Consider the following 23,919-nt stretch of genomic DNA (forward strand, 5'->3'; position numbering starts at 1 on the left):
AAGCAGAAAACGAAGCCTCAACTACTGTTGGGGCTTTTCTTTAGCTATTTGTTTGATTGCTTTTGACTGGTCTTGAGTTAAAGGATAAATATTAGCAACTCTGCATTGCATTGGAATTGTATCTTTAACCGAGACAGTATCGCTAAGTTTATCAAACGTATTGTCAGAAAACTGGTGAAGTTTAACAACCTGTGCAAAGTTAAGCCCTGTGCAACCACCTTGCATTTTTAATAGATAATCTTTTCGAAAATTCGTGGATAAAATCATATAATTATCGCTCAAACTGCTCCAGCCGTTAAAATCAAAACTGGTTATCCGATTGATGCTTTGTAAGTTATTTGTTTGAATAAAATCCGCATAAGCTGCATTTCTATCCGTTGTGGACATCCTTGACGCACACCCAAATATAAATAAAGTTGTAAGCGCGACCAAAAATAACCTTTTCATATTTTCTCCTTTGTTCTCATTAGATTATATAAGCTAAAACAAGTGTAATACCTTTTCGACAGTTTGCTGCGAGTGAGCGTTCATAAAATCAATTATGTTTAACTTAGCGTTCACTGTTGAACTATCAATCTTTTTATTGCAAGTAAGCACCACGACTTATGACGACAAATCACACCCTCTTTTCACTTTTGATCTAATCCAATTGTGTTTTCTATGTTGAGAACATTCATATTCTTTTTATTAAGTAGAAAACGCTTTAAAATGCACTCGTTTTCAAAACATTCCCCTTCTTAATCACAATAATAATTAGGAATTGTTCAAAGATGGAACATCCACATACAACTTCTACTTTTCAAAATGCCTTAGCTGGGTCACAAATGCTTTTTGTTGCATTTGGCGCTATGGTATTAATGCCAATTTTAACGGGTCTTGAACCAAGCGTTGCCATGTTTGGAGCCGGTATTGGTACCTTGCTCTTTCAATTGGTCACCAAAAGAATGGTGCCTGTTTTCTTGGCTTCTTCTTTTGCTTTTATCGCACCAATATCATTCAGTATCCAAACGTGGGGCATGGCACCGACGATGGGTGGCTTGATTGCCGTGGGGTTTACTTATCTTATATTAGGTCAGTTCGTTAGATGGCGTGGCACTGCGTTTTTAGAAAAAGTATTACCTCCCGTTGTTGTCGGCCCAGTAATTATGGTAATTGGTTTAAGTTTGGCCCCCGTTGCCGTGCAAATGGCGATGGGCAAAACGGGTGATGGTGCAATTGAAGTGTTCCCTTACCAAGATGCGCTTATTGTCTCAATGCTTGCCCTAATTACAACACTTTTAGTTGCCACTTTAGCCAAAGGGTTATTCCGTCTAATTCCAATTTTGTGCGGTATTATTGTTGGCTCTATTGCAGCTGCCGCTTTGGGAATGCTAGACGGTTCCAAAGTTACTGAAGCAGCATGGATTGCAATGCCGAACTTTGTTGCACCTGAGTTCAACTGGCAAGTCATCTTATTTATGTTGCCCGTCGCCATTGCTCCAGCAATTGAACATATTGGTGATGTACTTGCTATTGGTAATGTTGCTGGAAAAGACTATGTGAAGAAACCAGGCTTGCACAGAACATTAACTGGTGACGGTATCGCTACTAGTGTTGCAGCTTGTTTTGGTGCTCCACCTAATACGACTTATTCAGAAGTTACTGGTGCAGTGATGCTAACTAAAAACTTTAACCCTGTCACCATGACTTGGGCTGCGTGTTTTGCGATTCTACTGGCATTCTGTGGAAAATTAGGGGCATTACTGCAGTCGATTCCTACCCCAGTTATGGGCGGCATTTTAATTCTTCTATTTGGTTCAATTGCAGCAGTAGGAATGAGCAGCTTAGTCAAAAACAATGTTGACTTAAGTCATCAGCGAAACCTATGCATCGTTGCTACTATCCTTGTTCTCGGAATTGGTGGCATGTCTGTAGGCTCCGCTCAGTTTAGTTTAACAGGCATCAGTTTATGTGGTGTGGTTGGTATTTTAATGAATTTGCTTTTACCTAAAGCTGATCGAGGAACGTTAGCGTCAGAGCTTAAGAGCTCTCAGGAATAATTGCTATTTGAATTAAGCACCCAAAGGCGCCACTATGTAGGCGCCTTTTTTATTTCTGGAGTTTTCAATGGATGCCTTAGGTAAAACAAATACTATGATCATGGCTGCTTTTTACGGTGATGCCTTTGCGCTTGGTCCGCACTGGATATACGACCCAGCCAAAATCAAAAACCAATTTGGTCATATAACAGAAGTAACTGCACCATTATCCGATAGCTACCATAAAGGAAAACGCAAAGGCGATTTTACTCACTATGGCGATCTAATGCTTTTTATCCTTGAGCATTTACATAAAAATAACGACTTTGAATTACAAACGTTTAAAACTGAATGGAGTGCTTTCATCACTCAGTATCAAGGTTATATCGATGGTGCGAGTAGGAAAGCCTTGAACAATATTACTACTAATCACGAAAACCCTGTTGGTGCTCAAAGTAATGATCTCGCTGGCGCCGCTTTTTTTTCATTACTCTTTCCATATTATGCAGAACAAGAAGTGCGTTTATCGAAAATCATCGAACTGACTACTGCTCTGCATAACTACCCCGACGTAACCGATGCTGTAATGTTTTTTGCAAAAGTCGCTTTAAACATTTTATCCGGGCAACAATTGGCTGATGCATTATTAAATCAATATCATTCTCTACCTGAGTCCACAATAAAAAGCCTTATACATAAAGGCATTGATGCAAAAGAACAAGACTCACAAAAGGCACTCAGCGGTTTTGGTGTTGATTGTTCGATAAACTCATCATTACCTGGCGTCATTCAAATTCTGTTGAAATATGAAAATGACTTTAATGAAGCCATGACCCAAAACGTGATGGCTGGCGGCGATTCAGCAGCAAGAGGAATCATCATCGCATCGTTGTTAAGCCAACAAACCGATTTAAACTCTAAGCAATTTCAGCAGGTTAATGCTTACCCAACAATTTTAAATAACTTAAACCTAAATTGACTATGTATCAATCCCGTTGATGTGTAGTCTGAAGTTGCCATATCAAATGACGTTGAGAACACACCATGGAATCAATAGCACATAATATGACAACCTTGTTTCAACAACTCGGTTTAGACAGTGAACCTAAAGAAATTGAGAACTTCATTAAACTCCATTCACCTCTGAATAAAAGTACTCGGCTTGAAAATGCCAGTTTCTGGAGTGTTTCTCAGGCTCAACTTTTACATCAACTTATCCATGAAGATGCTGACTGGTCTATTGTCGTTGAGCAACTGAACAGCCAAATGCATTAATTTTATGATACGGGCATCTTTCTTGATGCCTTTTTTAATTTTCCCAATTTAAGTTAGTTAGATTTCCCACCTTTATTAACAATTTCACTAAATAACTAACATTGCAGCTAACTAAAAAAACAATAACCACCCACAAAAACCAATTAAACACATGTAATACATAGTTATTTTAAGTTTGGCATACTCCTCGCTTATTAGTCGTCAGTTAAGAAAACTCTAATGAGCAAGGGATTTGGAAAAATGAAAAACTTGGGCAAATTAACCATTCTCCTACCAGTTGTGCTAGCTGGTGCATTGACAGCATGCAGTCAGAATCAAGCTGAAGAGAAAAAAGAAGAAACCTACGCAATTCCAGTCGAGACAGCTATAGTCAGTTCAGGAAATGTTGGCTCTTTCTATAGCACAACTGCAACTCTTGAAGCACCAGAAGAAGCGCAGGTTGTTACTCGTGTGTCGGGTTTAATTGAAAAGCTTCATGCCGAAGAAGGCGACAAAATCAAAAAGGGTCAACTTTTAGCAACGATTGATGCGAGACGTCAGCTTTATCAATACCAGCAGTCAGAAGCAAACGTTAAAGTAATTGAACAGGAACTCAATCGTCTAAACAAGATGACAAATAAGCAATTTGTCAGCGCAGATGCAATATCCAAACTTGAGTTCAACCTCCAAGCAGCAAAAGCTCAACGCGACTTGGCCAAGCTTCAATTGACAGAAAGTGAGATTCGCTCTCCGATAGATGGTGTAGTAGCCAAACGTCATGTTAAAGCAGGTAACATGGTTAAAGAGTTTGAACCACTGTTTTATGTCGTTCGCCAAAATGAACTACACGGTATTGTTCACCTTCCTGAGCAACAACTGGCAAGCTTAAAGCTTGATCAGAATGCGACCATCACAAGCAACTTAAATAACGAATATACTTCTACAGCTAAAGTTATTCGTATCAGTCCTGTTGTAGATTCTGAAAGCGGTACCTTCAAGGTAACCCTGTTGTTGCCTAATTCAGAAGACAAATTTAAAGCAGGCATGTTCACTCGTGCAGAGCTTCAATACGACACTCATACCGATGTCACTGTTGTGCCATACAGCGCATTAATCAATCAAGATAATAGCTATGCCATTTACACCATTAATGACGGTAAGGCATTACTTAACGATGTAAAAGTCGGTTACCAACAAAACGGTTTAGTTGAAGTGGTCACGGGTGTGAGTCAAGGTGATGAAATCGTCATTCGTGGACAACATAACCTGAAAGACCAATCAGATGTAGAAGTCATAAACCCTACGGAAATTGCAGCAAACTAAGCGAGATTGTCATGCCTGACACTGTACAGGCATGGCGACATAGCAATAAGAATAAAGCTTAAGAAAAAGGAATCACTCTATGTCTGTTATCGCTACGTCAGTTAAACGGCCTGTTACCGTTTGGATGTTTATGCTGGCCATCATTTTGTTTGGGATGGTGGGCTTCTCGCGCCTTGCCGTGAAGCTCCTTCCCGACCTCAGTTATCCAACCCTAACCATTCGTACTTTATATGATGGTGCTGCTCCCGTTGAAGTCGAACAGTTGATCGCCAAGCCAATAGAAGAGTCTGTTGGTGTCGTTAAAGGGCTGCGAAAAGTCAGCTCGGTGTCTCGTGCAGGTATGTCAGATGTGGTTCTTGAATTTGAATGGGGCACAGACATGGATTTAGCGAGTTTAGATACTCGTGAGAAACTCGACACAATTGAGCTACCACTAGACGTTAAAAAGCCTTTGTTGCTTCGCTTTAACCCAAATCTCGACCCTATCATGCGTTTAGCGTTATCAGTGCCCGATGCTTCTGACAGCAAACTTAAGCAAATGCGTACCTATGGCGAAGAAGAATTGAAACGCCGTCTTGAAGCACTCTCAGGCGTGGCATCAGTTCGTTTGTCTGGCGGTTTAGAACAAGAAGTTCACATCCAGCTCGACCAAGATAAATTGGCCCAATTAAATCTGAATGCTGAGAAAATTCGTAGCCGCATTGCAGCCGAAAACTTGAATTTATCAGCCGGTAAGGTTGTTCAAGGTAATAAAGAATATTTAGTTCGAACGTTAAATCAATTCAATAACTTGAATGAACTCGGCCAAGTGATCGTGTATCGTGATGCGCAAAAGCTCGTTCGCTTATTTGAAGTCGCCGATATTACCGATGCCTTTAAAGAGCGCAGTGATATGACGCGTATAGGTAATCAAGAATCTATTGAACTTGCCATTTATAAAGAAGGCGATGCTAATACTGTTGCGGTCGCCAAGCGTTTAAAAGAAGAAATTAATCACTTAAACAATAATCCAAATCTGGGTGAAGTAAGGCTCATCTATGACCAGTCTGAGTTTATTGAAAGTGCAATTAATGAAGTCACTTCTGCTGCGCTAATTGGTAGCTTATTGGCAATGTTAGTTATATACCTATTCTTGCGAGACATCATTCCAACTCTGATCATCTCAATTTCAATTCCATTATCGGTTATTGCTACTTTTAATATGATGTTCTTTTCAGGCATCAGTTTAAACATTATGTCACTGGGCGGAATCGCACTTGCTGTTGGCCTTTTGGTGGATAACGCCATTGTCGTATTAGAAAACATTGACCGTTGTAAAGCACAAGGTATGAACCGTGTTCAAGCAGCCATCACGGGTACTAAAGAAGTCTCAGGCGCTATTTTTGCATCGACGTTAACCACTTTAGCGGTATTTGTTCCCTTGGTCTTTGTTGATGGCATTGCAGGAGCGCTGTTTTCAGACCAAGCGTTAACAGTTGCCTTTGCACTGCTCGCATCATTATTAGTTGCACTAACAGCGATTCCGATGCTTGCGTCAAGAGAAGGATTAAAAGCACCTGAACATCAAGAAGTCGAAAAAGAAACCGTTCCGAGCACTAAATTAGGCAAGTTTGGTTTTTACAGTAAAAAAATACTGCTGTTTCCGTTTGTTCTTCTGTTCAGTATTGTTCCAGCATTTTTACTGACTTTCACTTTGACCATAGGTAAATTGATTGCTTGGCTTTCTGGAATGCTCCTTAAGCCCATCATCATTGCCTTTAATTGGCTATATCGTGGTTTAGAACGCTGTTATCACGCACTATTAAATGGTGCGCTATCACACAAGTGGTTGAGCCTATCCATTGCTATCATGATCTCTGCTGCTGCAGGAAGCCTTGCTCCTCGTTTAGGTATGGAATTGATCCCACCTATGAACCAAGGCGAGTTTTATGTTGAAGTACAACTACCGCCAGGTACTGAGGTTTCACAAACAGATAGTGTGCTACAGCAACTCGCAACTTCTGTGACTGGTCATCCACAAGTTAAACACTTATACAGTCAAGCCGGCAGCGGTGGTTTAATGACTTCTGATACCAGCCGAGGAGGCGAAAATTGGGGACGTTTACAGGTTGTACTTAACAACAGTAATGGCTATGAAGAAGTCAGTAAAATCTTGCGTAAAAAGACTCGTTTGATTCCTGAGTTAGACGCTAAAATCCAGCACCCAGAGCTGTTCAGCTTCAAAACACCGCTTGAAATTGAATTAAGTGGCTATGATATTGATCAACTGAAAACAACAGCAGATAAATTAATTTCATCCCTTTCCGAATCGAATCGTTTTACCGATTTGAATACCAGCCTACGAGATGGCCAACCTGAGCTCAGTATTGAGTTCGATCATGCTCGCATTGCAGCGCTTGGTATGGATACGCCAACCATTGCTAATCGTATTGCGCAACGCATTGGTGGTACGGTTGCCAGCCAATATAATGTGAGAGATCGTAAGGTAGACATTCTCGTCCGAAGCCAACAAGAAGAGCGTAACCAAATCAGTGATATTGGTTCGATGATCATCAATCCTGATGGTGATCGTCCTATTCCATTAAGTGCCGTAGCTGAAGTTAACCTTCAACTTGGCCCATCTGCAATCAGCCGTGTTGCACAACAGCGGGTAGCGATAGTATCAGCAAACCTAGGTTACGGTGATTTAGCTGATGCCGTTACTGCAGCCAAAGCCATTATGGATGATCAAAATATTCCAGTTTCTATCCAAGCGCGTATTGGTGGGCAAAACGAAGAAATGGAGCACTCATTCCGCTCACTACAAATTGCTTTGTTACTCGCTGTTTTCTTGGTTTATCTAGTGATGGCGAGCCAGTTCGAGTCACTTCTTCATCCTTTACTCATATTAATCGCTGTTCCAATGGCGGTTACCGGCAGTATTTTCGGCCTTTTCATTACTCAAACTCACTTAAGTGTAATTGTATTTATTGGTTTGATTATGTTGGCGGGTATCGTAGTGAATAATGCCATCGTGTTGGTTGATCGCATCAATCAATTACGAGCTGATGGTAGAGAGAAGCTAGAAGCCATCAAAGAAGCTGCTCACTCGCGTTTACGCCCAATTTTGATGACCACAATGACAACATCATTAGGTTTATTACCGATGGCAATTGGATTAGGCGATGGTAGTGAAATTCGTGCACCAATGGCGATTACGGTAATTTTCGGTTTGATTCTTTCTACATTACTGACTCTAGTTGTCATTCCGGTGCTTTACGCTCTTTTTGACAGAAAGCAATTTGATAAAAAAGAACAATTCGAACCTGCAATGGAGGGCGCATAATGAGTATCACTAAACTTGCTATCAAACGCCCTGTCACCACCAGCATGTTTTTCATCGCCATTCTGCTATTTGGTATGGCGGCAACTAGACTGCTGCCATTGGAGATGTTTCCGGGCATTGATATTCCACAAATCAATGTCAATGTGCCTTACCGAGGTTCATCGCCTGCTGAAGTTGAACGTGAAATTACTCAAGTACTTGAAGAATCTTTAGCAACCATGACGGGCATCGACAGAATGCGTTCATGGTCAGATCAAAACGGCGTGAATATTCGTCTCGATATGAAATGGGGTGAAAACGTTGCTAGCAAAGGGCTAGAAGCTCGTGAAAAAATCGATGCTGTCAGTCACTTATTACCTGATGATGTTGAGCGTATTTTTGTTCAACAGTTTTCAACGTCTGACATGCCTGTGCTCAATATTCGTTTATCAAGCCAACGTGAATTATCTGGCGCATTTGATTTACTCGACAAACAACTTAAAAAGCCGTTAGAGCGCATTGACGGTGTATCACAAGTCAGTTTGTATGGTGTTGAGCAAAAACAAATCGAAGTTCGTATTGATGTCGATAGGTTACTGGCATCAGGCATGCCCGTTGCGGAGTTAAATCGTAAACTGGCAGCGCAAAACTTTGTAATAAATGCGGGCAACTTACGCAGTAATAACAAAGTCTACCAAGTTTCGCCAAAAGGTGAGTTTAGATCCCTAGAGGACATTCGTAATTTATGGCTCACCCCGTCTCTGCGTTTAGCGGATGTTGCAAACGTAAGTTTTGCATTACCAGAAGCAGAAGAAGGCCGCCATCTTGATAAAAAATATGCTGTAGGTTTAGACGTATTTAAAGAATCTGGCGCTAACTTAGTACAAGTATCAAACAGAGTCATAAAGGTTATTGATGCCGTAAAGCAAGATCCGCAATTCAGTGGTATCAAGCTTTACATTATGGAAGACCAAGCTTTTGGTGTTAAATCATCGCTGAAAGATCTATTGATCTCAGGTTTAATCGGCGCCCTACTCTCGTTCGGTGTATTGTACTTATTCTTACGTGATCTAAAACTCACCATGGTCATTGTCGCTTCTGTGCCAATCTCGATTTGCATGACACTTGCTGTCATGTATTTCTTAGGTTACAGCTTGAATATCCTATCCATGATGGGATTACTGCTTGCCATTGGTATGCTGATTGATAACGCTGTAGTGATCACTGAAAGCGTGTTGCAAGAGCGAGAAAATGCACCTGCTGACACACCTGCTACTCAAGCTATCTTATCGGGCGTAGATAAAGTTGCCCTTGCGGTTATGGCAGGAACCTTAACTACAGCCGTGGTGTTCTTGCCTAATATCTTCGGAGTAAAGGTTGAGCTTACTGTTTTCTTAGAGCATGTCTCAATTGCAATTTGCGTGTCTCTCTTAGCGTCTTTATTGGTTTCAAAAACCTTGTTACCACTTATGATTAAGAAACTTAACTTCAAACAAAAGTCGAAAAAAGAAAGTGATATGTTACAAAATGCTTATCACAAAAGTTTATCTTGGGTGCTAACTCGGCCAAAGCTTTCAGGTTTTATCGCCATTTTAATTCTGGTTTCAACTGCGCTACCGCTTGGCGTAATTCAAGGAAATGATGGCGGTGGAGAAAACCCAGATCGCCTCTTTATCAATTACATGGTTGAGGGACGTCATACCGTTGAAGTTACTGAATCGTTAGTCTCTGAAATGGAAGATTACTTGTATGCTAATCAAGATAAATTTCATATTGATTCAGTATACAGCTATTACAACCCCGATCGTGCACAATCTACGTTAATTTTAAAAAAGGATACCAAGGCTGATCTAAAAAAATTGAAAGAAGAGATTCGTGAAGGATTCCCTAAATTCAGTATTGCTAAACCTCAATTTGGTTGGGGACGAGACAACAACGGTGTTCGTATTTCACTTACCGGACGATCCACTAACGAATTGATCCGAATCAGTGAGCAAGTGATACCCTTGATTCAAAACATTGATGGTTTGGTTGATGTTCGCTCGGAGTTGAACACTGGTCAGCAGGAAGTTGTGATTGTCATTAACCCTGTTATGGCCTCTCGTTTAGGTATTGAGTTACGCCAAGTTGCACGAAATATTTCATTGGCTTTACGTGGCACTCCGTTACGTTCATACCGTCACAATCCAAGTGGCGAGTTACGTATTGAGCTCGCATATGACAAAAGCTGGCAAAAGTCGCTCGATAAATTAAAAGAGTTACCTGTCATAAAAATTGGTGAACGGGTATACACGTTGGATAATTTAGCGACCATTAAAACTCAGCCTCGACTCGAACGGATTCGCCACTATGACCGCCAAACATCACTCAATATTGGTGCCAGCATGGACGATCTTTCAGTGGATGATGCACAAGAGAAAATCACTGAAGCACTCGATTCAATCCAGTTCCCACACGGTTATAAATATTCATTACGTGGCGCTTTTGAACGTCAAGATGAAGACCAAGCCATTATGCTGACCAATATGATTCTGGCCGTTGCGATGATCTACATTGTCATGGCGGCGCTTTTTGAATCACTGTTACTACCAACAGCCATCATCACCTCAATTCTATATTCAATTACTGGTGTATTTTGGGCGATGATGTTCAGTGGTAATTCTATGGGCGTTATGGCGATGATCGGGATATTGATCTTGATTGGCGTCGTGGTAAACAACGGTATTGTACTGGTCGATCAAATTAACCAAATGGAGCCTAAACTCAATAAGCTTACTGAAACCATAAATCAGGTGTGTATTACACGTTTACGCCCTGTATTAATGACGGTAAGTACCACCATTCTTGGTCTACTACCTCTTGCACTCGGTGAAACCAAAATCGGTGGCGGAGGCCCACCATATTCACCAATGGCAATTGCGATTATTGGTGGTTTAGCATTCTCAACGATTACCAGTTTGTACCTTGTACCTTTGTGTTATCAAGCACTCTATAGAATGAGATACAAAGCAGGAATTCAGTTAGAAAAGTCGAATCATATTTCGAAACATTGGTTGAGGTGGTTGCCTCAATAAAGCCTTAAGAAGTTCATAGTCGAGTACTTAAATACAATAACCAGCATATTTTTGCTGGTTATTTTTTATTCAATAAAATTATAAATAAACTGGACATTATATTTTACACTCTCACCTCAATTAACATAGAGAGCTTTGAAATGACTCATAAACCATATTCAATGTTAGCAGTTTACACACTGATTTTAAGCGGCTTTATAGGAACAACTTTCGCTGCTGAAAACAGTAAAGTCATACACTCCGCATCAACAAACTTTTCAGCACAATCAACTGGGAATTACCAAAGCGGTTTAGATTACTGCAAAAAGAACGGTTCTCTCACCATATGGAATACTTGTATTCCAATTAAGAATGTTGGTTCAACTGAATTATTTGTTGATTTCAATGATGATAATGGAAAAACAGGAAAGGTTTCTCAAATACCTTCTGGAGAAATCGTAACCGATGTTAGCTTAGATAAAGACGACCATCATAATGACCACGTTAAAGTTGTAGACTTAAAAGATAGAAGTAAAGTCATATATGAGGGTATAGCAGAGAATGAAAACGGACTTATCTGTAATGAAAAAGGCTGCAAGCTTTGGGCAAATTTTGAGTAAGCTAATAACTTCTATTTATAGTTGACCCATAATGAAATAAAGCATATCGCTGGATTAAAAAGAAATTTAACAAAGGTACATTGGCAAAGCAGAAATATTCTCCTTTGTTAAAAATCACACCAGATAGATTTCTTTTAATCCAGCCTAAGGAATATTGATAGTAACTGATCTATACGATTATTTTGGCTTATTACATTCAACCTTAAAGTCTGCTCCCTTTTTGCTATAAGCCAACAAATAACTTGAACCATCTTGGCTAGAAAACTCTGATGTTGTACCGTAAAGGTAATTCGGTGGAAAAGAAATCGTCAATGTTATATCAGGTTTATGCTTAATTACTGCTTGAGTATTGATATTAACTGAATAATAAGCTTCACTTCTCTGAGCCTCTAATGCCCGAACATTTCCTTCATTATAAGTTTCTTCAAGCTTTTGAGTTTTCGTTTGCCAATTCGAGCCATCAAAATAGCGGTACGTAGCTTCACAGTTAATTTTTGCATGTACTAAAGGAACAAAACCAACCAAAGCTAACAACAAATATCGATTCATCATATGAAACCCTATAGCGCTTAAACTTGAGAAATTCTATTGGATAATTAAAGGCTCTGTTAGATTTTGTATTTATTCTATATGCTGACGAATCAATGAAATAAAACTGGTTTAGATACTTTCTTATTCAGTTAATAACAATAAAACAACAAGGAAAAGTATGAAGAACTCTATGGTTGCTCTGCTCACATTTTCTCTATTTAGCCTCTCATCACAAGCAAACAGTCGCTTTGACGACGTGAAAATCAGTTCTCAACAACTAACAAAATCAGCTTATATGTTTACCGGAGCTGGCGGAAACATCGGCGTATCAGCTGGTGAGGACGGTATTCTGATTATCGATGATCAGTTCGCTCCGTTAGCAGATAAAATTGAGACAGAACTGGCAAAAATCAAACAAGGTTCACCTAAATACATCATCAATACCCACTACCATGGCGATCATGTCGGCGGAAACTCACATTTTGGTGAACACGGCACCATTATGGCTCACCATAATGTTCTCAAGCGATTGAAATCAAATAAAGACATTGATATCAAAGCACTTCCCGTTATCACTTACGACAATGGTATTTCCATCCACTTCAATGGTGATACATTAAAAGTGGTTCACCTTAAGCCTGGACACACTGACGGTGATAGCGTTGTTGTATGGGACGATTTAAGCGTGGTTCACATGGGGGATTTATTTTTTAAAGATCACTTCCCTTATGTTGATCTTAATGGTGGAGGCTCTGTCAAAGGCTATAGAGATAATGTCGCTTATGTATTAAACATTATTACTGATAAAACTAAAGTCATTCCAGGTCATGGCACGCTTGCAACAAGAAAAGACTTGATGCAGTTCAAGCTTATGATGGATGACAGTATACATTGGATGGAGCAACAAATTGCGGCAAAAAAGACGATTGCTGAAATCAAAAAGTCTGGATTACCTTCAAAACTCAAGCAGTGGAGTTGGCGCTTTATTACAGAAGATAAATGGATTAATACACTCTACGAAGACTTGAGTAATCAATAACAACAAAATGGGTGTATTAAGCACCCACTTCTCCAGCTGAGCGGGCACGAGGCGCTTCTTTAAAGTGTTTTAACACCCAATAAATCGGTTTTATATCTCGACCTCCTTTAAAACGAAACAAATAAGCCAAGTAATACAGCCATTGCCATTTTCTAATTTGCTGCTGACTTTGTTGCCAAACCCCTTCACCACCAACGTTACGGTAGTGGTCAATAACATCATCAATTAATGTAACGTTAACGCCAAGATATCGATACAAACTATGAATGAAGACGAGTAGATCTCTCACTTGACGCTCTTGTACAGGCATGTGTGCAATATTTGATTCAAAGTCGATAAAGGTAACGTTACCATTTCGCCAACAAATATCCCTTAATGCAGGTCTACCATGAGCAAACTTAAGCTGATGAAGTTCTGCTAACGCTTTTGCAGCATCAAATAAAATCTGCTTTAACTGCTCAGAGCTACAATTAGGATCGTTGAGCCAGTCTTTTAGCGTTCGACCTGAGTCTTCAATGACAAAGTATGACTTTTCAATAGTATTTTGCTTACAGATAACATGGGGAACAGGCGCATGTCTGCGTTCAAGCTTACAGATTTTACACACTTCTCTGCGCAAAGCTTTATTGGCATCACCCTTTAGTAACTTCATGATCCCACACACTTGCTCAGTTTGTTTTAACCAATACTTTTGATCTTCATACTCAAAAGCCGAAACTCGGTCACCTTTATGCAGTTTCAGTTCTTGATCTAACTTTTCTTTGAATGTTAGCTTCTCAGTCATACACAGTGAATTTATCGAACGTTTAGCTAACACTAAATGATCTAAGAAATGTGATTCAAACTTGAATTAATAGGTATTCAGTTCCGATTCAGAAAAATAAGGCTCATACTGTCATTGAGCAAAAATACAAACAAAAAAGCACCAACAATGTGGTGCTTGAAATTCTCTGAAAAAATCTTATTTCTTCTCTTCCCATTTTTCTGCCTTATCGGCTAGAAGCACTGGAATACCTTCGGTGATCGAATACGCAAGTTTATCCGCTTTACAGATGAGTTTTTGTTCTTGTTTGTCAAAGTCCAATTTACCTTTACATACAGGGCAAGCGACAATTTCGAGTAATTTGCTATCAAAAGCCATATACAATTCCTTAATGTTTATTCTTAAGCCGCTTAAGCAACTCTTTATCAAAATTAGACGGTAATTTTGCATCAACAGGTAAATACCACCAATTGGGCTGAGCAAAATGTTTACATTTTATGGCATCTTTTTCAGTCATTATAATCGGTAAACGTTCTGAAATAGATGAAATTTGAATTTGAGTATATTTTTGGTGATCTTCAAACTTAACTGTTTCTTCGAGTTCAAAACCTTGTTGGATTAAGGTATCAAAAAAACGCTGAGGATTCCCGATCCCTGCAAATGCTACAACATCACTCCTGCTAAGTTCTTGGCTCTCATCACATAGTGAAATTGGTTTATTTGGTTTCAGCTGCATCGAAAACTCGTTATCCTTCGAGCTCCCGCCATTAACAACAACAAAATCGACTGATGACAAACGCTTTTTAGGTTCACGTAAAGGCCCGGCAGGAATGAGTCGATTATTTCCTAGTCGCCTAACACCATCAACAATGGCAATTTCAATATCTCTACCTAAAGCGTAATGTTGTAGGCCGTCATCACTGATAATAATATCAACATCAAAGTCATTTAATAACTGATGTGCAGCCTTGGGACGTTGAGCGCCAACAACAAATGGTACTTTTGTACGTTGATAAATCATTGCAGGCTCATCACCCACATCACTTGCTGAATGCAAATTCGTTACAGACACCTCACCCACAGCAGTAGAGCCATAACCACGGCTTATGACGCCAGGTTTATACCCGTGTGAACGAAGCAATTCGATCAGATAAATCACCATGGGTGTTTTACCACTTCCTCCAGCAGTAATATTGCCAACAATAATCACTGGAACGGGAAACTGAGTCTGCTTTTTTAAACCAAGTTTAAATAGGCATGTTCTAATTAAAGTAATAAGCCCAAACAACCAAGACAAAGGCAACAGTACCCATTGTAACCAATGTCCTTGATACCAGATCTTATTCACGAATTCTTGCATCTAAATGCCTATGCGCTGAATTGCATTGAATAGAGCTTAGCGTAATGGCCGTCTGCTTCAATTAACGAGCTGTGAGTTCCACGTTCAATAACCTCACCTCGCTCAATAACTAAGATCTCATCGGCATTCTCAATGGTAGATAAACGGTGTGCTATCACAACAGAAGTACGATTATGACGAAGGTTATCCAGACCCATTTGAATCGCTTTTTCAGACTCAGTGTCTAATGCTGAAGTTGCTTCATCTAAAATCAATACAGGTGCATTACGTAACATTGCACGAGCAATGGCAATACGCTGTCGCTGACCGCCTGAAAGTAATACTCCGTTTTCACCTACCATGGTATTTAGGCCATCAGGAAGTTCTTCAATAAACTCCATTGCATGGGCTAAACGGGCTGCTTCTTCTATTTGTTCTTGCGTCACTTTACCTGGGTAAGCATAAGCAATATTACTGGCAATAGTGTCGTTAAATAAGGTCACTTGCTGTGAAACAAGCGCGACCTGACTTCTTAATGAAGCAAGTGAGTAATCATTCACACTGACGTTATCTAACGTAATATCGCCTTTTTCGAGCCCAGAATAAAAACGAGTGATCAAACTCGCCATGGTCGACTTACCAGACCCACTGCGTCCAACTAAAGCAATCGTTTTACCTGGTTGCACATCAAAATTAACCCCTTTGAGTGCTAAACCTTCTTGCTCTGGGTAGCGGAAGTTCACGTTATCAAAAACAAGGTGTCCTTTAGCTCGTTTAATTTCGTACTTGCCATCATCAGCTTCAGGCGCTCTATCCAACAATTCAAATACCGTTGTACAAGCGGCTAAACCGCGTTGAAATTCGGCATTAACACGAGACAGGTTTTTAATTGGTTGAAGCATTGCCAACATTGCAGCAATAACAGCAGCAAACGTACCTGCTGTTAGCTCATTCATTAAACTGTCAAAACTCGCTGCATACAGAACAAAAGCTAATGCGAATGAGCCAATGATCATAATGACAGGCTGGCTAATCGCCTGCGCAACAGCTAACTTCATATTTTGCTGGCGATTAGAATTATTTATTTTGGAGAAACGTTCTTTTTCTGTGTCTTGTCCACCGAATGCTAATACGTTCTTATGCCCTTTCAGCATCTGCTCTGTTGCTGCAGTAACGCCGCCCATAGCTGATTGAATTTGCTTAGATACTTTTCTAAAGCGTCGACTTACAACTGTCACCACCACACCAATGAGTGGACCAATAACCAAAATACAAATCGACAGTTTCCACGACAAATGGAACATCATACCTAGCATGCCAATGACCGTAACTGTGTCTCGCACCATAGAGATCAATGCACTGCCCGATGCTCGAGCGATTTGCTCTGTATCAAACGTAACACGTGAAATGAGGTTACCGGTATTTTCACGATCAATATAGCTAACAGGCAGATTCAGGTAATGATCAAATACTTGCTGTCGCATATTCATGATCAACTGTGAGCTCATATAAGAAATACAATATGTTGAAACGAAATTCGCCATGCCACGAATAAAAAACATACCGACCACAAAAAATGGTGCTTTCATCAGCATTTCATTATTGCTATTAAAGCCTTGGCTCGTAGGTAAAATATCACCAGCAACGTTAGCTACCGTAGACGGCTGTGAGAATCCTTCATCAATAAAGGGTTTAATAAAATACATGAATGTAACATCGACAATACCGTAAGTGGCTAAAGCAAGTACTGCGACGATGAACATTGCCTTCATTGGCAACAGATAACGCATTAATCTTTTAAAAACGGGACCTAGCGGTTGTTCTGTAGATGTTGTCATTGAAAATGCTGGCATAAAAAATAAAGCCCTATTCTACCTAAACTCAGCAAACTTAAACAGTTGGTTATACCAATATGGTGCAAAATCTGTACGATATTGCTTAATTTCAAGTCCACTTGCATTAAAAATGAGCGTGACTTGTCCTGAATTACCAGAAACATAAATCTTATCTGAAAACCGTTTATAACGCTTAATGACTTCTGGTTTTGGGAACCCCCAGTGGTTTTGGTAACCCGCAGCGGCGAGTACAACTTCAGGTTTGACCGCAGCAATAAAAGCCTCACTTGATGACGTTTTACTGCCATGATGAGGCATAAGCATCACTGTGCTGTTCAAATTTAAATCTAATTTTAGTAACTCTCTTTCTGCATACTTTTCGATGTCTCCCGTCAATAATACACTTTGATCTCCATGAATAACCTTTAAAACACACGATCCATCATTTGAATCAATGGGTGTGACTGGCCACATAAACTCAAACCTCAACCCTTGCCACATTTCTGTTCTTGGATTACAAGATTGAGCCTTCATTGTATCGCTATCGAAAACAATTTCAGCTTTGGGTGCATACTGTCTTAATACCTCCAAGCCGCCACTGTGATCATTATCGCCGTGACTGATGAAAATTTTATCAACCTGAGCCAATCCTCTTGCTTGCAAAAAAGGAACGACACTTCTTTGAGCATAGCTAAAATCACCATAACGAGCTCCAGTGTCATAAATCACAGCTCTATTGTTGCGTTCAATCACCATTGCTAAACCCTGGCCCACATCAAGCATATGCAGACGCCATTCGTCTTTTGTTTCATAGTAGCTGGCAAGCAGTTGTAAACACATTGGTGTCATAAACAAAAGGCTAAACCATTTCTTGCGAGAAAACCTTAACCCCCAAAAACCGAACAAACCAATTGCCATCAAAATAAAGGGAAGAACTAGGTGTTCAGCTGGAATAACCCAACTCCAAGGCAATTTATCAACCCACATGATCAGCATCGAAAAAACAGATAGACACCAGTCAGCCACATGTAGCCCAACTAACCATTGACTTGAAGTCACCAAACCAAAACACCATATGACAAAACCCACAAGTGTAATAGGAATAACAAGTACACTAAAAAGCGGAACAACAATTAGGTTTACCCAAATGGAGTGCAAACTTGCACCACCAAATAATAGGCAGCCTACAACACCTAAAACAACTGAGATGCTGAATTGAACAAAAAAGAGTTGTTTTATCTTTGATGTGATTGAGATGTCACTCCAGTTTTCATGACGCTTCAATAAATAATCAACACTCAACAATATGACACTAATCGCAATGAACGAGAGCCATAAACCAGAACTTAACATTGCAAGGGGATCAATAAACAGTACAAGAAATAATGCTAATAACAACCGCTCCCAAGAAGATGAATAGCGTTGAAACACACTCAAACCCAATACCGCTATCAGCATAATCAAGGCGCGCTGAGTCGGGATAGAAAAACCTGCTAAATAGGCATAAATAAGTGCTGTTGTCACACTCAAGGCTACTGAGATGTAGTAATTTCTTAATCCGAAACTGGGCGCTAACTGAGACAATAAATACAATGATATAAGTAAAGTCCAACCACCGACAATAGAGAGGTGTAAGCCTGATATCGAAATTAGATGCCCTGTTCCACTGTGCCGTAATTGCTGCCAGCGCTCTGATGACAGCTGTGTTTTATCACCAAAAAGCAAAGCTAACATTAGGTCACTGTTATTCAGTTTAGTGAATTGCATTTTCAGCTTTTCTCTCAACATATTTCGTAAGCTGAACTGTTCAGAAATTAAAACCGCTTGTTTTACATTCCCTCGTCCAATAATATGCCGACTCAAGAAATGTTTTTGCTGATTAAACCCTCCTTGGTTTAATACATTAGTAATACTTTTCGGTTTTAATTTGAAATCATAGACTTGGCCAGGTTGAGCCGGATTTGTTGTTCGCCAGTAAATTCTCATGAATTGATTGGGTTTCAACATTAAATTCTGATTAATTAAACGAATATCTGCCGATATCCATTCGTTTTCCTGATTCACAAGTGCTATGATTTCAGCACGAACGTTTATCGTGTTTGTTGTTGAATTAATTTGATAATTTAATAGCAAGTGAGTAAAGCTAGATATCCAGAGAATGGATATTATTGCACCAGAAATCACCCATGCCTTTCGCATGAGTGTAATAAGTAGCAATACTACTCCTGGAGCAACATAAGCAAACGGCAGCAGTGATGGCCAGAAAATCGCTGATAATGATGTGGCACAAAAGCCAAACATAAAACGATTCATAGTTTTCTATTTAAACAGCAATTTGACCTATGCCAAAGAAATTAATTAAAAAATACATGCCTGATCCGAACACCATACGAGATCATAAGCATTTAAAAATTTTCGGAAAGTTACTTCACAACCCAAACTTGTGGCACTTAAATCGTAAATCAGCTCCAGGTGCATTTGCAGTTGGACTGTTTTTCGCATGGGTGCCTGTACCTTTCCAAATGATTCTAGCTGCAGGCGCAGCCATCATGTTTAATGTCAACCTTCCTTTGTCTGTAGCACTGGTATGGTTAACCAACCCAGCAACCATGCCATTTTTATTTTATGGTGCATATTGGCTTGGCACGAAAATTCTCAACCACCCTACTCAAGAAGTACATTTTGAACTTACTTGGCATTGGTTAGAGCAATCTCTAGCGACCATCGGCCCGCCTTTCTTATTAGGTTGTGCTGTATTGGGTATAATTTCATCTATTTTAGGTTATACCATTATTAAATATTTATGGTACCGATCTATCTTGAAGCGTAGAAAACGAAGATAACAAATATATAAAAAATTATTTTCATTCATTGTAAGCAATTGATAGAACAAAAACAGCATTATGACCATATGATGCTGTTTTTATTAGTGTAATAACTCTAAAAAAATCCACTTCAAACTGTACATCTGCTTAACAACCTCATGATTCAAATTTAATTTAATGTTGTGTTCCGATAGCATTAGCCCGTTTTCAATTAGCAGGATTAATTTGAATGAATCTAAAATTAGTTATTCTTACAGGTGCTGTTTTATTCTCAGCAAACGCATTATCAGCAACCTACAACGGTACAAATGTTGATGGCAAGATATATACTTGTTCAGGCCAAGCTGAAGGGTATCCTACAGTACTACCTGGACTTCAATGTAGCTTTAAAGGTGACCAAATTTATGTTTCAGGTAAGATTGGATCAATAGATCTTGGTGAGAGACATGCAACGCTTCCAAATGAAAACATAACGAACAATCAGATCCATGTAACCTACAATTACAAACCTGAAGGTTCTCAAGAAGAGAAGCCTTACATACTAATTTTGACTGTCGACTTCAGCTCAGGTAAAGATCCAAGTAACTTTTTCATGAATTAATCTTTAATCGATTTTATTACCAGTTCATCAAAGCCTGTTTTAATATCAAGCTCTCTGGTGAACTGATATTGATTCATTTCTAAAATAACAATTTCAGCAGTGGTAAATATTTTATTTCCATCTAACAGATGTCCACCTATTACATTCCCTTGTGCATCAGATAAACTGCAATGTAGATGACAACCGTTTAAACTAAATGTCCCAACAAGACTCACAATCTCAAATGGACCATCCTTTCGTAAAATTTTATCTGAATTTGCTAACCGTAAAACCGCATTTTGTAGGCTACCCACACATGTGATCATACTCGCAGCTTTAATAGCATATTCCTCGATGAAAGTATTAAGCGACTGCTTTAAATCAGCGCCTGGTTTAAATCTAATAGCTAATGTCTTCATTCTTAAGGCACGTTGACAGGGTGAAACAAAATTCTACACTTCTTGTTTTGCTAATGAAATCCACTTTTTATTAAGATCTCGATAATGACGAGAAGACAGCTTTGAATAGTCAATGATCTCTTTGAATAAGATTTTAGCTTGTGCTTTATCACCTTGCTTCTGTAAAAGCTTCGCGTAGCAGTATTTAGCTTCAGCACCGGAATAATATTCAGACAAAACTTTATACTCTTCAAGTGCTTCACTTTCATTGCCTAATTGCTCATTGGATTGAGCATAAAGTAAATGGGCCTCTTGATTTTTATACTTCGGATTCCGTTTGATTAAATCATCCAAGATTTGTTTTGTATGTTTATAGTTTTTCAAGCCGTATTCACTTCGGGCTAAACCGTACATAAGATCAGGATCATCTTCATGAATGCCTACTAGTGACTTTTCGTATAAGTCTTTTGCTTTTTGATATTCAAGCTTTTCTAAATATTCTTCTGCCAAATGCATTCTGTGCTCAACGGTATCAGAGACGGCCAATTCTTTTGTTGCTAGATTAAACGACTTATTAGGATTGAATAAACTCCCCATGCCTCGAGATGCTTTTCTTGCCGTTCTTGTGCCCGTCAAACTGGGTAACACCTCAATAATAAAATAGGCAATTGCTCCCGCTAAAGGCAGCATGATTACAAGCCAAATCCACATTGTATTTCGGCCTGTTTTGACAATATGAACGACTAAAGCAACTTGTATTATTAATGAGATAATAAAAAAAGGCATAGGCACTCCATACAAAGCATAAGTTTTACTGAAATCCTTAAATAGGCTTTTAGCGCTCTATTAAAAATCTACTTCACTTAAAGATACAACAAAATTGACTTAACTTGATGATATTTGGCTATCAGTTTTACTGAACGTTGATTTCGTTGAATTTACTTACTATGTACTTGAGGTTTACATTTAGTTCTTTGAAATTCATTTTATGCTCACCAGAGCTTTCCCTTAATTCCTTCATTCTCTTATTAATTAGATAAATAAAAATTGGAATGACAAGCTATAGGAAAATATAAAAAAGCCAAGCCATACTTGGCTTCTAGGAAGCGCTGATTAAACGCTATGCTTAGCTTGAGTGCAATTTGCAGTATATTCACTCTTATTTTTCGTGGGTCTAACAGTGAAATCTAATTGGATTAAGTGCAATACAGGCTGTCTTGATGAATTATTTTTTGTAGGCTTCCACTTCCATTTAGCAAGAGAAGCTAATGCATGTTCATCAAAAACACCTTCAGGAAATGACTTCTTAATTTTTGCAACAGATAACTCGCCTCTGGAATCAATTCCCGCCAGAATATCTACACAACCGGACATCCTTTTTTTTGCAGCAGATGTTGGATAACCAGAAATAAATTCTTTTTTTACTTCCCAATATTCTTTAACTGCCTTCCGGTCTAGGTTCTTACTTAAGTCAAGATATTGAGCTTCCGTTGATTGCTCCATATCTTGAACAGTTGATTTACACCCGAACATAACAAAAACTGTAAAAGAAATAGCTAGAAATTTTTTCATAATCACTTCCTTGTAATAATAGTGCCACCATCATTAACGAGCATTGCGTAGCTTTAAACTAAGTTTAAATCTGATCATTCGGCGATCATTCATCGATACGGTAATTACATAGTTCAACCCCAACCAGTAACAAAAAGACACTCAGTATCGGTTGGTGCTTATTTATCTATTACAAAAATAAGATGCCTTAAATGGCTGAGTATTTCAATCTACAACACCATTATCGAAAAATGGTGCATAGATTTAATTTGAAAGTTCTAGAACAAAATTCGTACGCTAATTGTTTTATTGTACTTATGGTTATGTTGTCAATTTATAATTGAATACCCTTCTGCATTACCATCCCATTACTCTGTAAATGTTGGTACCTCAAGAACATTAGGTAGATCATTTGGATTATAAATTTTGAAATACCAAATCAAAGGTTACTTCTCAGATTTCATAAGAACCCCACCTAGCCCAATGCCCCTTTTATGCGAATTGCTTGTAGGTTAATAACTTAAGATAACAAGATAAACGGTTCTTTATTTGTGGAGCTAAACCTAAACTGATTAAAAATGACGAAAAAATAGAAATGAACATAATACTCTTAACAACCTTTGCCCCAGTTACGAATGCGATGAGTATCAATAAAGCAACATATCCTATCCCTATTAGTCCTAAAAACATGCAAAATCCCTTGATATCATTATTCATAACTATTCCTTATTTGAATCATGACTGAAATCCGAATCGAAGCGTAGGAGCCAATCAATTTTTTCTGTGTTAAATATCTACCATTTTTTTAAGTAATTCAGTTCCAAGTCCATTTAAACGGACAATTTGAACGGACAGAGTCAGAAATCCACAAACCTTCGATGTACAACTAGCCCAATTTATTTCACCCAGAATTCCGCCAACGGTTTTGTTGTTATCATCCTTTACAAAAGAAGACACTTTTTCTCGTAGAACAGAACCGATATGTTCTTCGTTATATCCGTTTAAACCATTTTTCAAAGCTTCAAAATTGCTTTTGTTTGGTTGAGAAACTTCAGTCAGTTTCATATATCCTTGATACATCTTTGATGTAGCCCCCTTACAGGTGGTCATATAAATGTTTGACTAAAATTTGGAACCAAGTGACAAAAAGCAACCAATATTCGCCTACTTTTCAACTGACTTTGGTGCTAAAAGGTTCATAATTGCCAAATATATCCAGCCTCCAACCCAACTAAAACCTAATGTAAAAGTAACAACACCTGACGTTAAAACTGATCGGTTTTGTTTTTTTGCTAATCTCATAGCTAATAATGCCGGCATAACACCTGTAATAAGTAAAATGTATGGCATTAGTGACATACTAATATTCATTCTATTCCTTTAGATTTAACAGTGATATCGCAAGTTTGCTTTAGTCATATACGCCTCACTAAGAGGCAATTAATAGTTGGTAAAAAGTAAGCGACGATGGAGAAAAAAACAACTG

22 protein-coding genes are annotated in these 23,919 nt (G+C 38.9%); 10 read left to right on the plus strand and 12 right to left on the minus strand.

Going from position 1 to position 23,919, the window contains the following annotated elements; translation table 11 throughout:
* Nucleotides 1-21: 21 nt before the first annotated feature.
* Nucleotides 22-447: a DUF6491 family protein gene (locus tag AC1EU2_RS14630; protein ID WP_480299015.1), complete on the minus strand. Its 426-nt coding sequence runs from the start codon at nt 445-447 to the stop codon at nt 22-24.
* Nucleotides 448-770: 323 nt separating this feature from the next.
* Between AC1EU2_RS14630 and AC1EU2_RS14635 the strand changes: the two genes are divergently transcribed.
* The 7 genes from AC1EU2_RS14635 to AC1EU2_RS14665 all read left to right on the plus strand — a co-directional run bounded on the left by AC1EU2_RS14635 (nt 771) and on the right by AC1EU2_RS14665 (nt 11,572).
* Complete coding sequence (locus AC1EU2_RS14635) at nt 771-2,039, plus strand: uracil-xanthine permease family protein (RefSeq protein WP_480299017.1); 1,269 nt, start codon at nt 771-773, stop codon at nt 2,037-2,039.
* Between the two features lie 67 nt (nt 2,040-2,106).
* On the plus strand, nt 2,107-2,997 hold the full coding sequence (locus AC1EU2_RS14640) for an ADP-ribosylglycohydrolase family protein (protein WP_480299019.1): 891 nt from the start codon (nt 2,107-2,109) through the stop codon (nt 2,995-2,997).
* Nucleotides 2,998-3,062: 65 nt separating this feature from the next.
* On the plus strand, nt 3,063-3,293 hold the full coding sequence (locus tag AC1EU2_RS14645) for a DUF2789 family protein (protein ID WP_480299020.1): 231 nt from the start codon (nt 3,063-3,065) through the stop codon (nt 3,291-3,293).
* 249 nt (nt 3,294-3,542) lie between these two features.
* Nucleotides 3,543-4,595, plus strand: a complete 1,053-nt coding sequence (locus AC1EU2_RS14650) for an efflux RND transporter periplasmic adaptor subunit (protein ID WP_480299056.1) — start codon at nt 3,543-3,545, stop codon at nt 4,593-4,595.
* Between the two features lie 79 nt (nt 4,596-4,674).
* Nucleotides 4,675-7,920, plus strand: a complete 3,246-nt coding sequence (locus AC1EU2_RS14655; protein WP_480299021.1) for an efflux RND transporter permease subunit — start codon at nt 4,675-4,677, stop codon at nt 7,918-7,920.
* The gene (locus AC1EU2_RS14660) at nt 7,920-10,973 is read left to right on the plus strand and encodes an efflux RND transporter permease subunit (RefSeq protein ID WP_480299022.1); all 3,054 of its coding nucleotides are present in this window, start codon (nt 7,920-7,922) and stop codon (nt 10,971-10,973) included. Before AC1EU2_RS14655 ends, AC1EU2_RS14660 begins: the two co-directional genes overlap by 1 nt.
* Before the next feature lie 140 nt (nt 10,974-11,113).
* A complete protein-coding gene (locus tag AC1EU2_RS14665) occupies nt 11,114-11,572 on the plus strand; it encodes a hypothetical protein (protein ID WP_480299024.1) in 459 nt (152 codons plus the stop codon).
* Between the two features lie 177 nt (nt 11,573-11,749).
* Here AC1EU2_RS14665 and AC1EU2_RS14670 read toward each other — a convergent pair whose 3' ends face one another.
* Entirely contained in the window at nt 11,750-12,124 is a 375-nt protein-coding gene (locus AC1EU2_RS14670) for a hypothetical protein (RefSeq protein WP_480299025.1), read from the minus strand.
* A 157-nt stretch (nt 12,125-12,281) separates the two neighbouring features.
* Here AC1EU2_RS14670 and AC1EU2_RS14675 point away from each other — a divergent pair, with 157 nt between their 5' ends.
* Complete coding sequence (locus AC1EU2_RS14675) at nt 12,282-13,142, plus strand: MBL fold metallo-hydrolase (RefSeq protein ID WP_480299026.1); 861 nt, start codon at nt 12,282-12,284, stop codon at nt 13,140-13,142.
* Nucleotides 13,143-13,158: 16 nt separating this feature from the next.
* Here AC1EU2_RS14675 and AC1EU2_RS14680 read toward each other — a convergent pair whose 3' ends face one another.
* The 5 genes from AC1EU2_RS14680 to AC1EU2_RS14700 form a co-directional block, all read right to left on the minus strand.
* Nucleotides 13,159-13,926 (minus strand): lipopolysaccharide kinase InaA family protein, encoded by a 768-nt coding sequence (locus AC1EU2_RS14680; protein WP_480299028.1) that lies wholly within the window; start codon nt 13,924-13,926, stop codon nt 13,159-13,161.
* A 177-nt stretch (nt 13,927-14,103) separates the two neighbouring features.
* Nucleotides 14,104-14,283, minus strand: coding sequence for a Trm112 family protein (locus AC1EU2_RS14685; protein ID WP_480299029.1), 180 nt, complete (start codon nt 14,281-14,283; stop codon nt 14,104-14,106).
* Between the two features lie 10 nt (nt 14,284-14,293).
* Nucleotides 14,294-15,265 carry a tetraacyldisaccharide 4'-kinase gene (gene lpxK / locus AC1EU2_RS14690; RefSeq protein ID WP_480299031.1) on the minus strand — a complete coding sequence of 324 codons (972 nt, stop codon included), beginning with the start codon at nt 15,263-15,265 and terminating at the stop codon, nt 14,294-14,296.
* An 8-nt stretch (nt 15,266-15,273) separates the two neighbouring features.
* Complete coding sequence (gene msbA / locus AC1EU2_RS14695; protein ID WP_480299057.1) at nt 15,274-17,082, minus strand: lipid A export permease/ATP-binding protein MsbA; 1,809 nt, start codon at nt 17,080-17,082, stop codon at nt 15,274-15,276.
* A gap of 33 nt (nt 17,083-17,115) precedes the next feature.
* Entirely contained in the window at nt 17,116-19,392 is a 2,277-nt protein-coding gene (locus tag AC1EU2_RS14700; protein WP_480299033.1) for a DNA internalization-related competence protein ComEC/Rec2, read from the minus strand.
* A gap of 29 nt (nt 19,393-19,421) precedes the next feature.
* Between AC1EU2_RS14700 and AC1EU2_RS14705 the strand changes: the two genes are divergently transcribed.
* Both AC1EU2_RS14705 and AC1EU2_RS14710 read left to right on the plus strand, forming a co-directional pair.
* Nucleotides 19,422-19,922: a DUF2062 domain-containing protein gene (locus tag AC1EU2_RS14705; protein ID WP_480299034.1), complete on the plus strand. Its 501-nt coding sequence runs from the start codon at nt 19,422-19,424 to the stop codon at nt 19,920-19,922.
* A gap of 211 nt (nt 19,923-20,133) precedes the next feature.
* On the plus strand, nt 20,134-20,505 hold the full coding sequence (locus AC1EU2_RS14710; protein WP_480299036.1) for a hypothetical protein: 372 nt from the start codon (nt 20,134-20,136) through the stop codon (nt 20,503-20,505).
* On the opposite strand, the gene AC1EU2_RS14715 is transcribed toward AC1EU2_RS14710, so the two are convergent.
* The 5 genes from AC1EU2_RS14715 to AC1EU2_RS14735 all read right to left on the minus strand — a co-directional run bounded on the left by AC1EU2_RS14715 (nt 20,502) and on the right by AC1EU2_RS14735 (nt 23,804).
* Nucleotides 20,502-20,903, minus strand: coding sequence for a PPC domain-containing DNA-binding protein (locus tag AC1EU2_RS14715; protein ID WP_480299038.1), 402 nt, complete (start codon nt 20,901-20,903; stop codon nt 20,502-20,504). The genes AC1EU2_RS14710 and AC1EU2_RS14715 overlap by 4 nt on opposite strands.
* Before the next feature lie 33 nt (nt 20,904-20,936).
* Entirely contained in the window at nt 20,937-21,668 is a 732-nt protein-coding gene (locus tag AC1EU2_RS14720; protein ID WP_480299039.1) for a tetratricopeptide repeat protein, read from the minus strand.
* Nucleotides 21,669-21,995: 327 nt separating this feature from the next.
* Nucleotides 21,996-22,454: a TonB family protein gene (locus tag AC1EU2_RS14725; protein WP_480299040.1), complete on the minus strand. Its 459-nt coding sequence runs from the start codon at nt 22,452-22,454 to the stop codon at nt 21,996-21,998.
* A 765-nt stretch (nt 22,455-23,219) separates the two neighbouring features.
* On the minus strand, nt 23,220-23,498 hold the full coding sequence (locus tag AC1EU2_RS14730) for a hypothetical protein (RefSeq protein WP_480299042.1): 279 nt from the start codon (nt 23,496-23,498) through the stop codon (nt 23,220-23,222).
* 99 nt (nt 23,499-23,597) lie between these two features.
* A complete protein-coding gene (locus AC1EU2_RS14735; RefSeq protein WP_480299043.1) occupies nt 23,598-23,804 on the minus strand; it encodes a hypothetical protein in 207 nt (68 codons plus the stop codon).
* Nucleotides 23,805-23,919 lie beyond the last annotated feature (115 nt).

The sequence above is a fragment of the Parashewanella sp. 2304DJ23-3 genome, assembly GCF_056591695.1.

Excerpts from the sequence above, each read along its gene's own strand:
- AC1EU2_RS14675 (WP_480299026.1), top strand. The coding sequence starts at position 12,282 with ATGAAGAACTCTATGGTTGCTCTGCTCACATTTTCTCTATTTAGCCTC.
- AC1EU2_RS14655 (WP_480299021.1), top strand. The coding sequence starts at position 4,675 with ATGTCTGTTATCGCTACGTCAGTTAAACGGCCTGTTACCGTTTGGATG.
- AC1EU2_RS14720 (WP_480299039.1), bottom strand. The coding sequence starts at position 21,668 with ATGCCTTTTTTTATTATCTCATTAATAATACAAGTTGCTTTAGTCGTT.
- AC1EU2_RS14660 (WP_480299022.1), top strand. The coding sequence starts at position 7,920 with ATGAGTATCACTAAACTTGCTATCAAACGCCCTGTCACCACCAGCATG.
- AC1EU2_RS14670 (WP_480299025.1), bottom strand. The coding sequence starts at position 12,124 with ATGATGAATCGATATTTGTTGTTAGCTTTGGTTGGTTTTGTTCCTTTA.
- AC1EU2_RS14645 (WP_480299020.1), top strand. The coding sequence starts at position 3,063 with ATGGAATCAATAGCACATAATATGACAACCTTGTTTCAACAACTCGGT.
- lpxK (WP_480299031.1), bottom strand. The coding sequence starts at position 15,265 with ATGCAAGAATTCGTGAATAAGATCTGGTATCAAGGACATTGGTTACAA.
- AC1EU2_RS14735 (WP_480299043.1), bottom strand. The coding sequence starts at position 23,804 with ATGAATATTAGTATGTCACTAATGCCATACATTTTACTTATTACAGGT.
- AC1EU2_RS14705 (WP_480299034.1), top strand. The coding sequence starts at position 19,422 with ATGCCAAAGAAATTAATTAAAAAATACATGCCTGATCCGAACACCATA.
- AC1EU2_RS14700 (WP_480299033.1), bottom strand. The coding sequence starts at position 19,392 with ATGAATCGTTTTATGTTTGGCTTTTGTGCCACATCATTATCAGCGATT.
- AC1EU2_RS14685 (WP_480299029.1), bottom strand. The coding sequence starts at position 14,283 with ATGGCTTTTGATAGCAAATTACTCGAAATTGTCGCTTGCCCTGTATGT.
- AC1EU2_RS14680 (WP_480299028.1), bottom strand. The coding sequence starts at position 13,926 with ATGACTGAGAAGCTAACATTCAAAGAAAAGTTAGATCAAGAACTGAAA.
- AC1EU2_RS14710 (WP_480299036.1), top strand. The coding sequence starts at position 20,134 with ATGAATCTAAAATTAGTTATTCTTACAGGTGCTGTTTTATTCTCAGCA.
- msbA (WP_480299057.1), bottom strand. The coding sequence starts at position 17,082 with ATGACAACATCTACAGAACAACCGCTAGGTCCCGTTTTTAAAAGATTA.
- AC1EU2_RS14630 (WP_480299015.1), bottom strand. The coding sequence starts at position 447 with ATGAAAAGGTTATTTTTGGTCGCGCTTACAACTTTATTTATATTTGGG.
- AC1EU2_RS14715 (WP_480299038.1), bottom strand. The coding sequence starts at position 20,903 with ATGAAGACATTAGCTATTAGATTTAAACCAGGCGCTGATTTAAAGCAG.
- AC1EU2_RS14640 (WP_480299019.1), top strand. The coding sequence starts at position 2,107 with ATGGATGCCTTAGGTAAAACAAATACTATGATCATGGCTGCTTTTTAC.
- AC1EU2_RS14635 (WP_480299017.1), top strand. The coding sequence starts at position 771 with ATGGAACATCCACATACAACTTCTACTTTTCAAAATGCCTTAGCTGGG.
- AC1EU2_RS14725 (WP_480299040.1), bottom strand. The coding sequence starts at position 22,454 with ATGAAAAAATTTCTAGCTATTTCTTTTACAGTTTTTGTTATGTTCGGG.
- AC1EU2_RS14665 (WP_480299024.1), top strand. The coding sequence starts at position 11,114 with ATGACTCATAAACCATATTCAATGTTAGCAGTTTACACACTGATTTTA.
- AC1EU2_RS14730 (WP_480299042.1), bottom strand. The coding sequence starts at position 23,498 with ATGAAACTGACTGAAGTTTCTCAACCAAACAAAAGCAATTTTGAAGCT.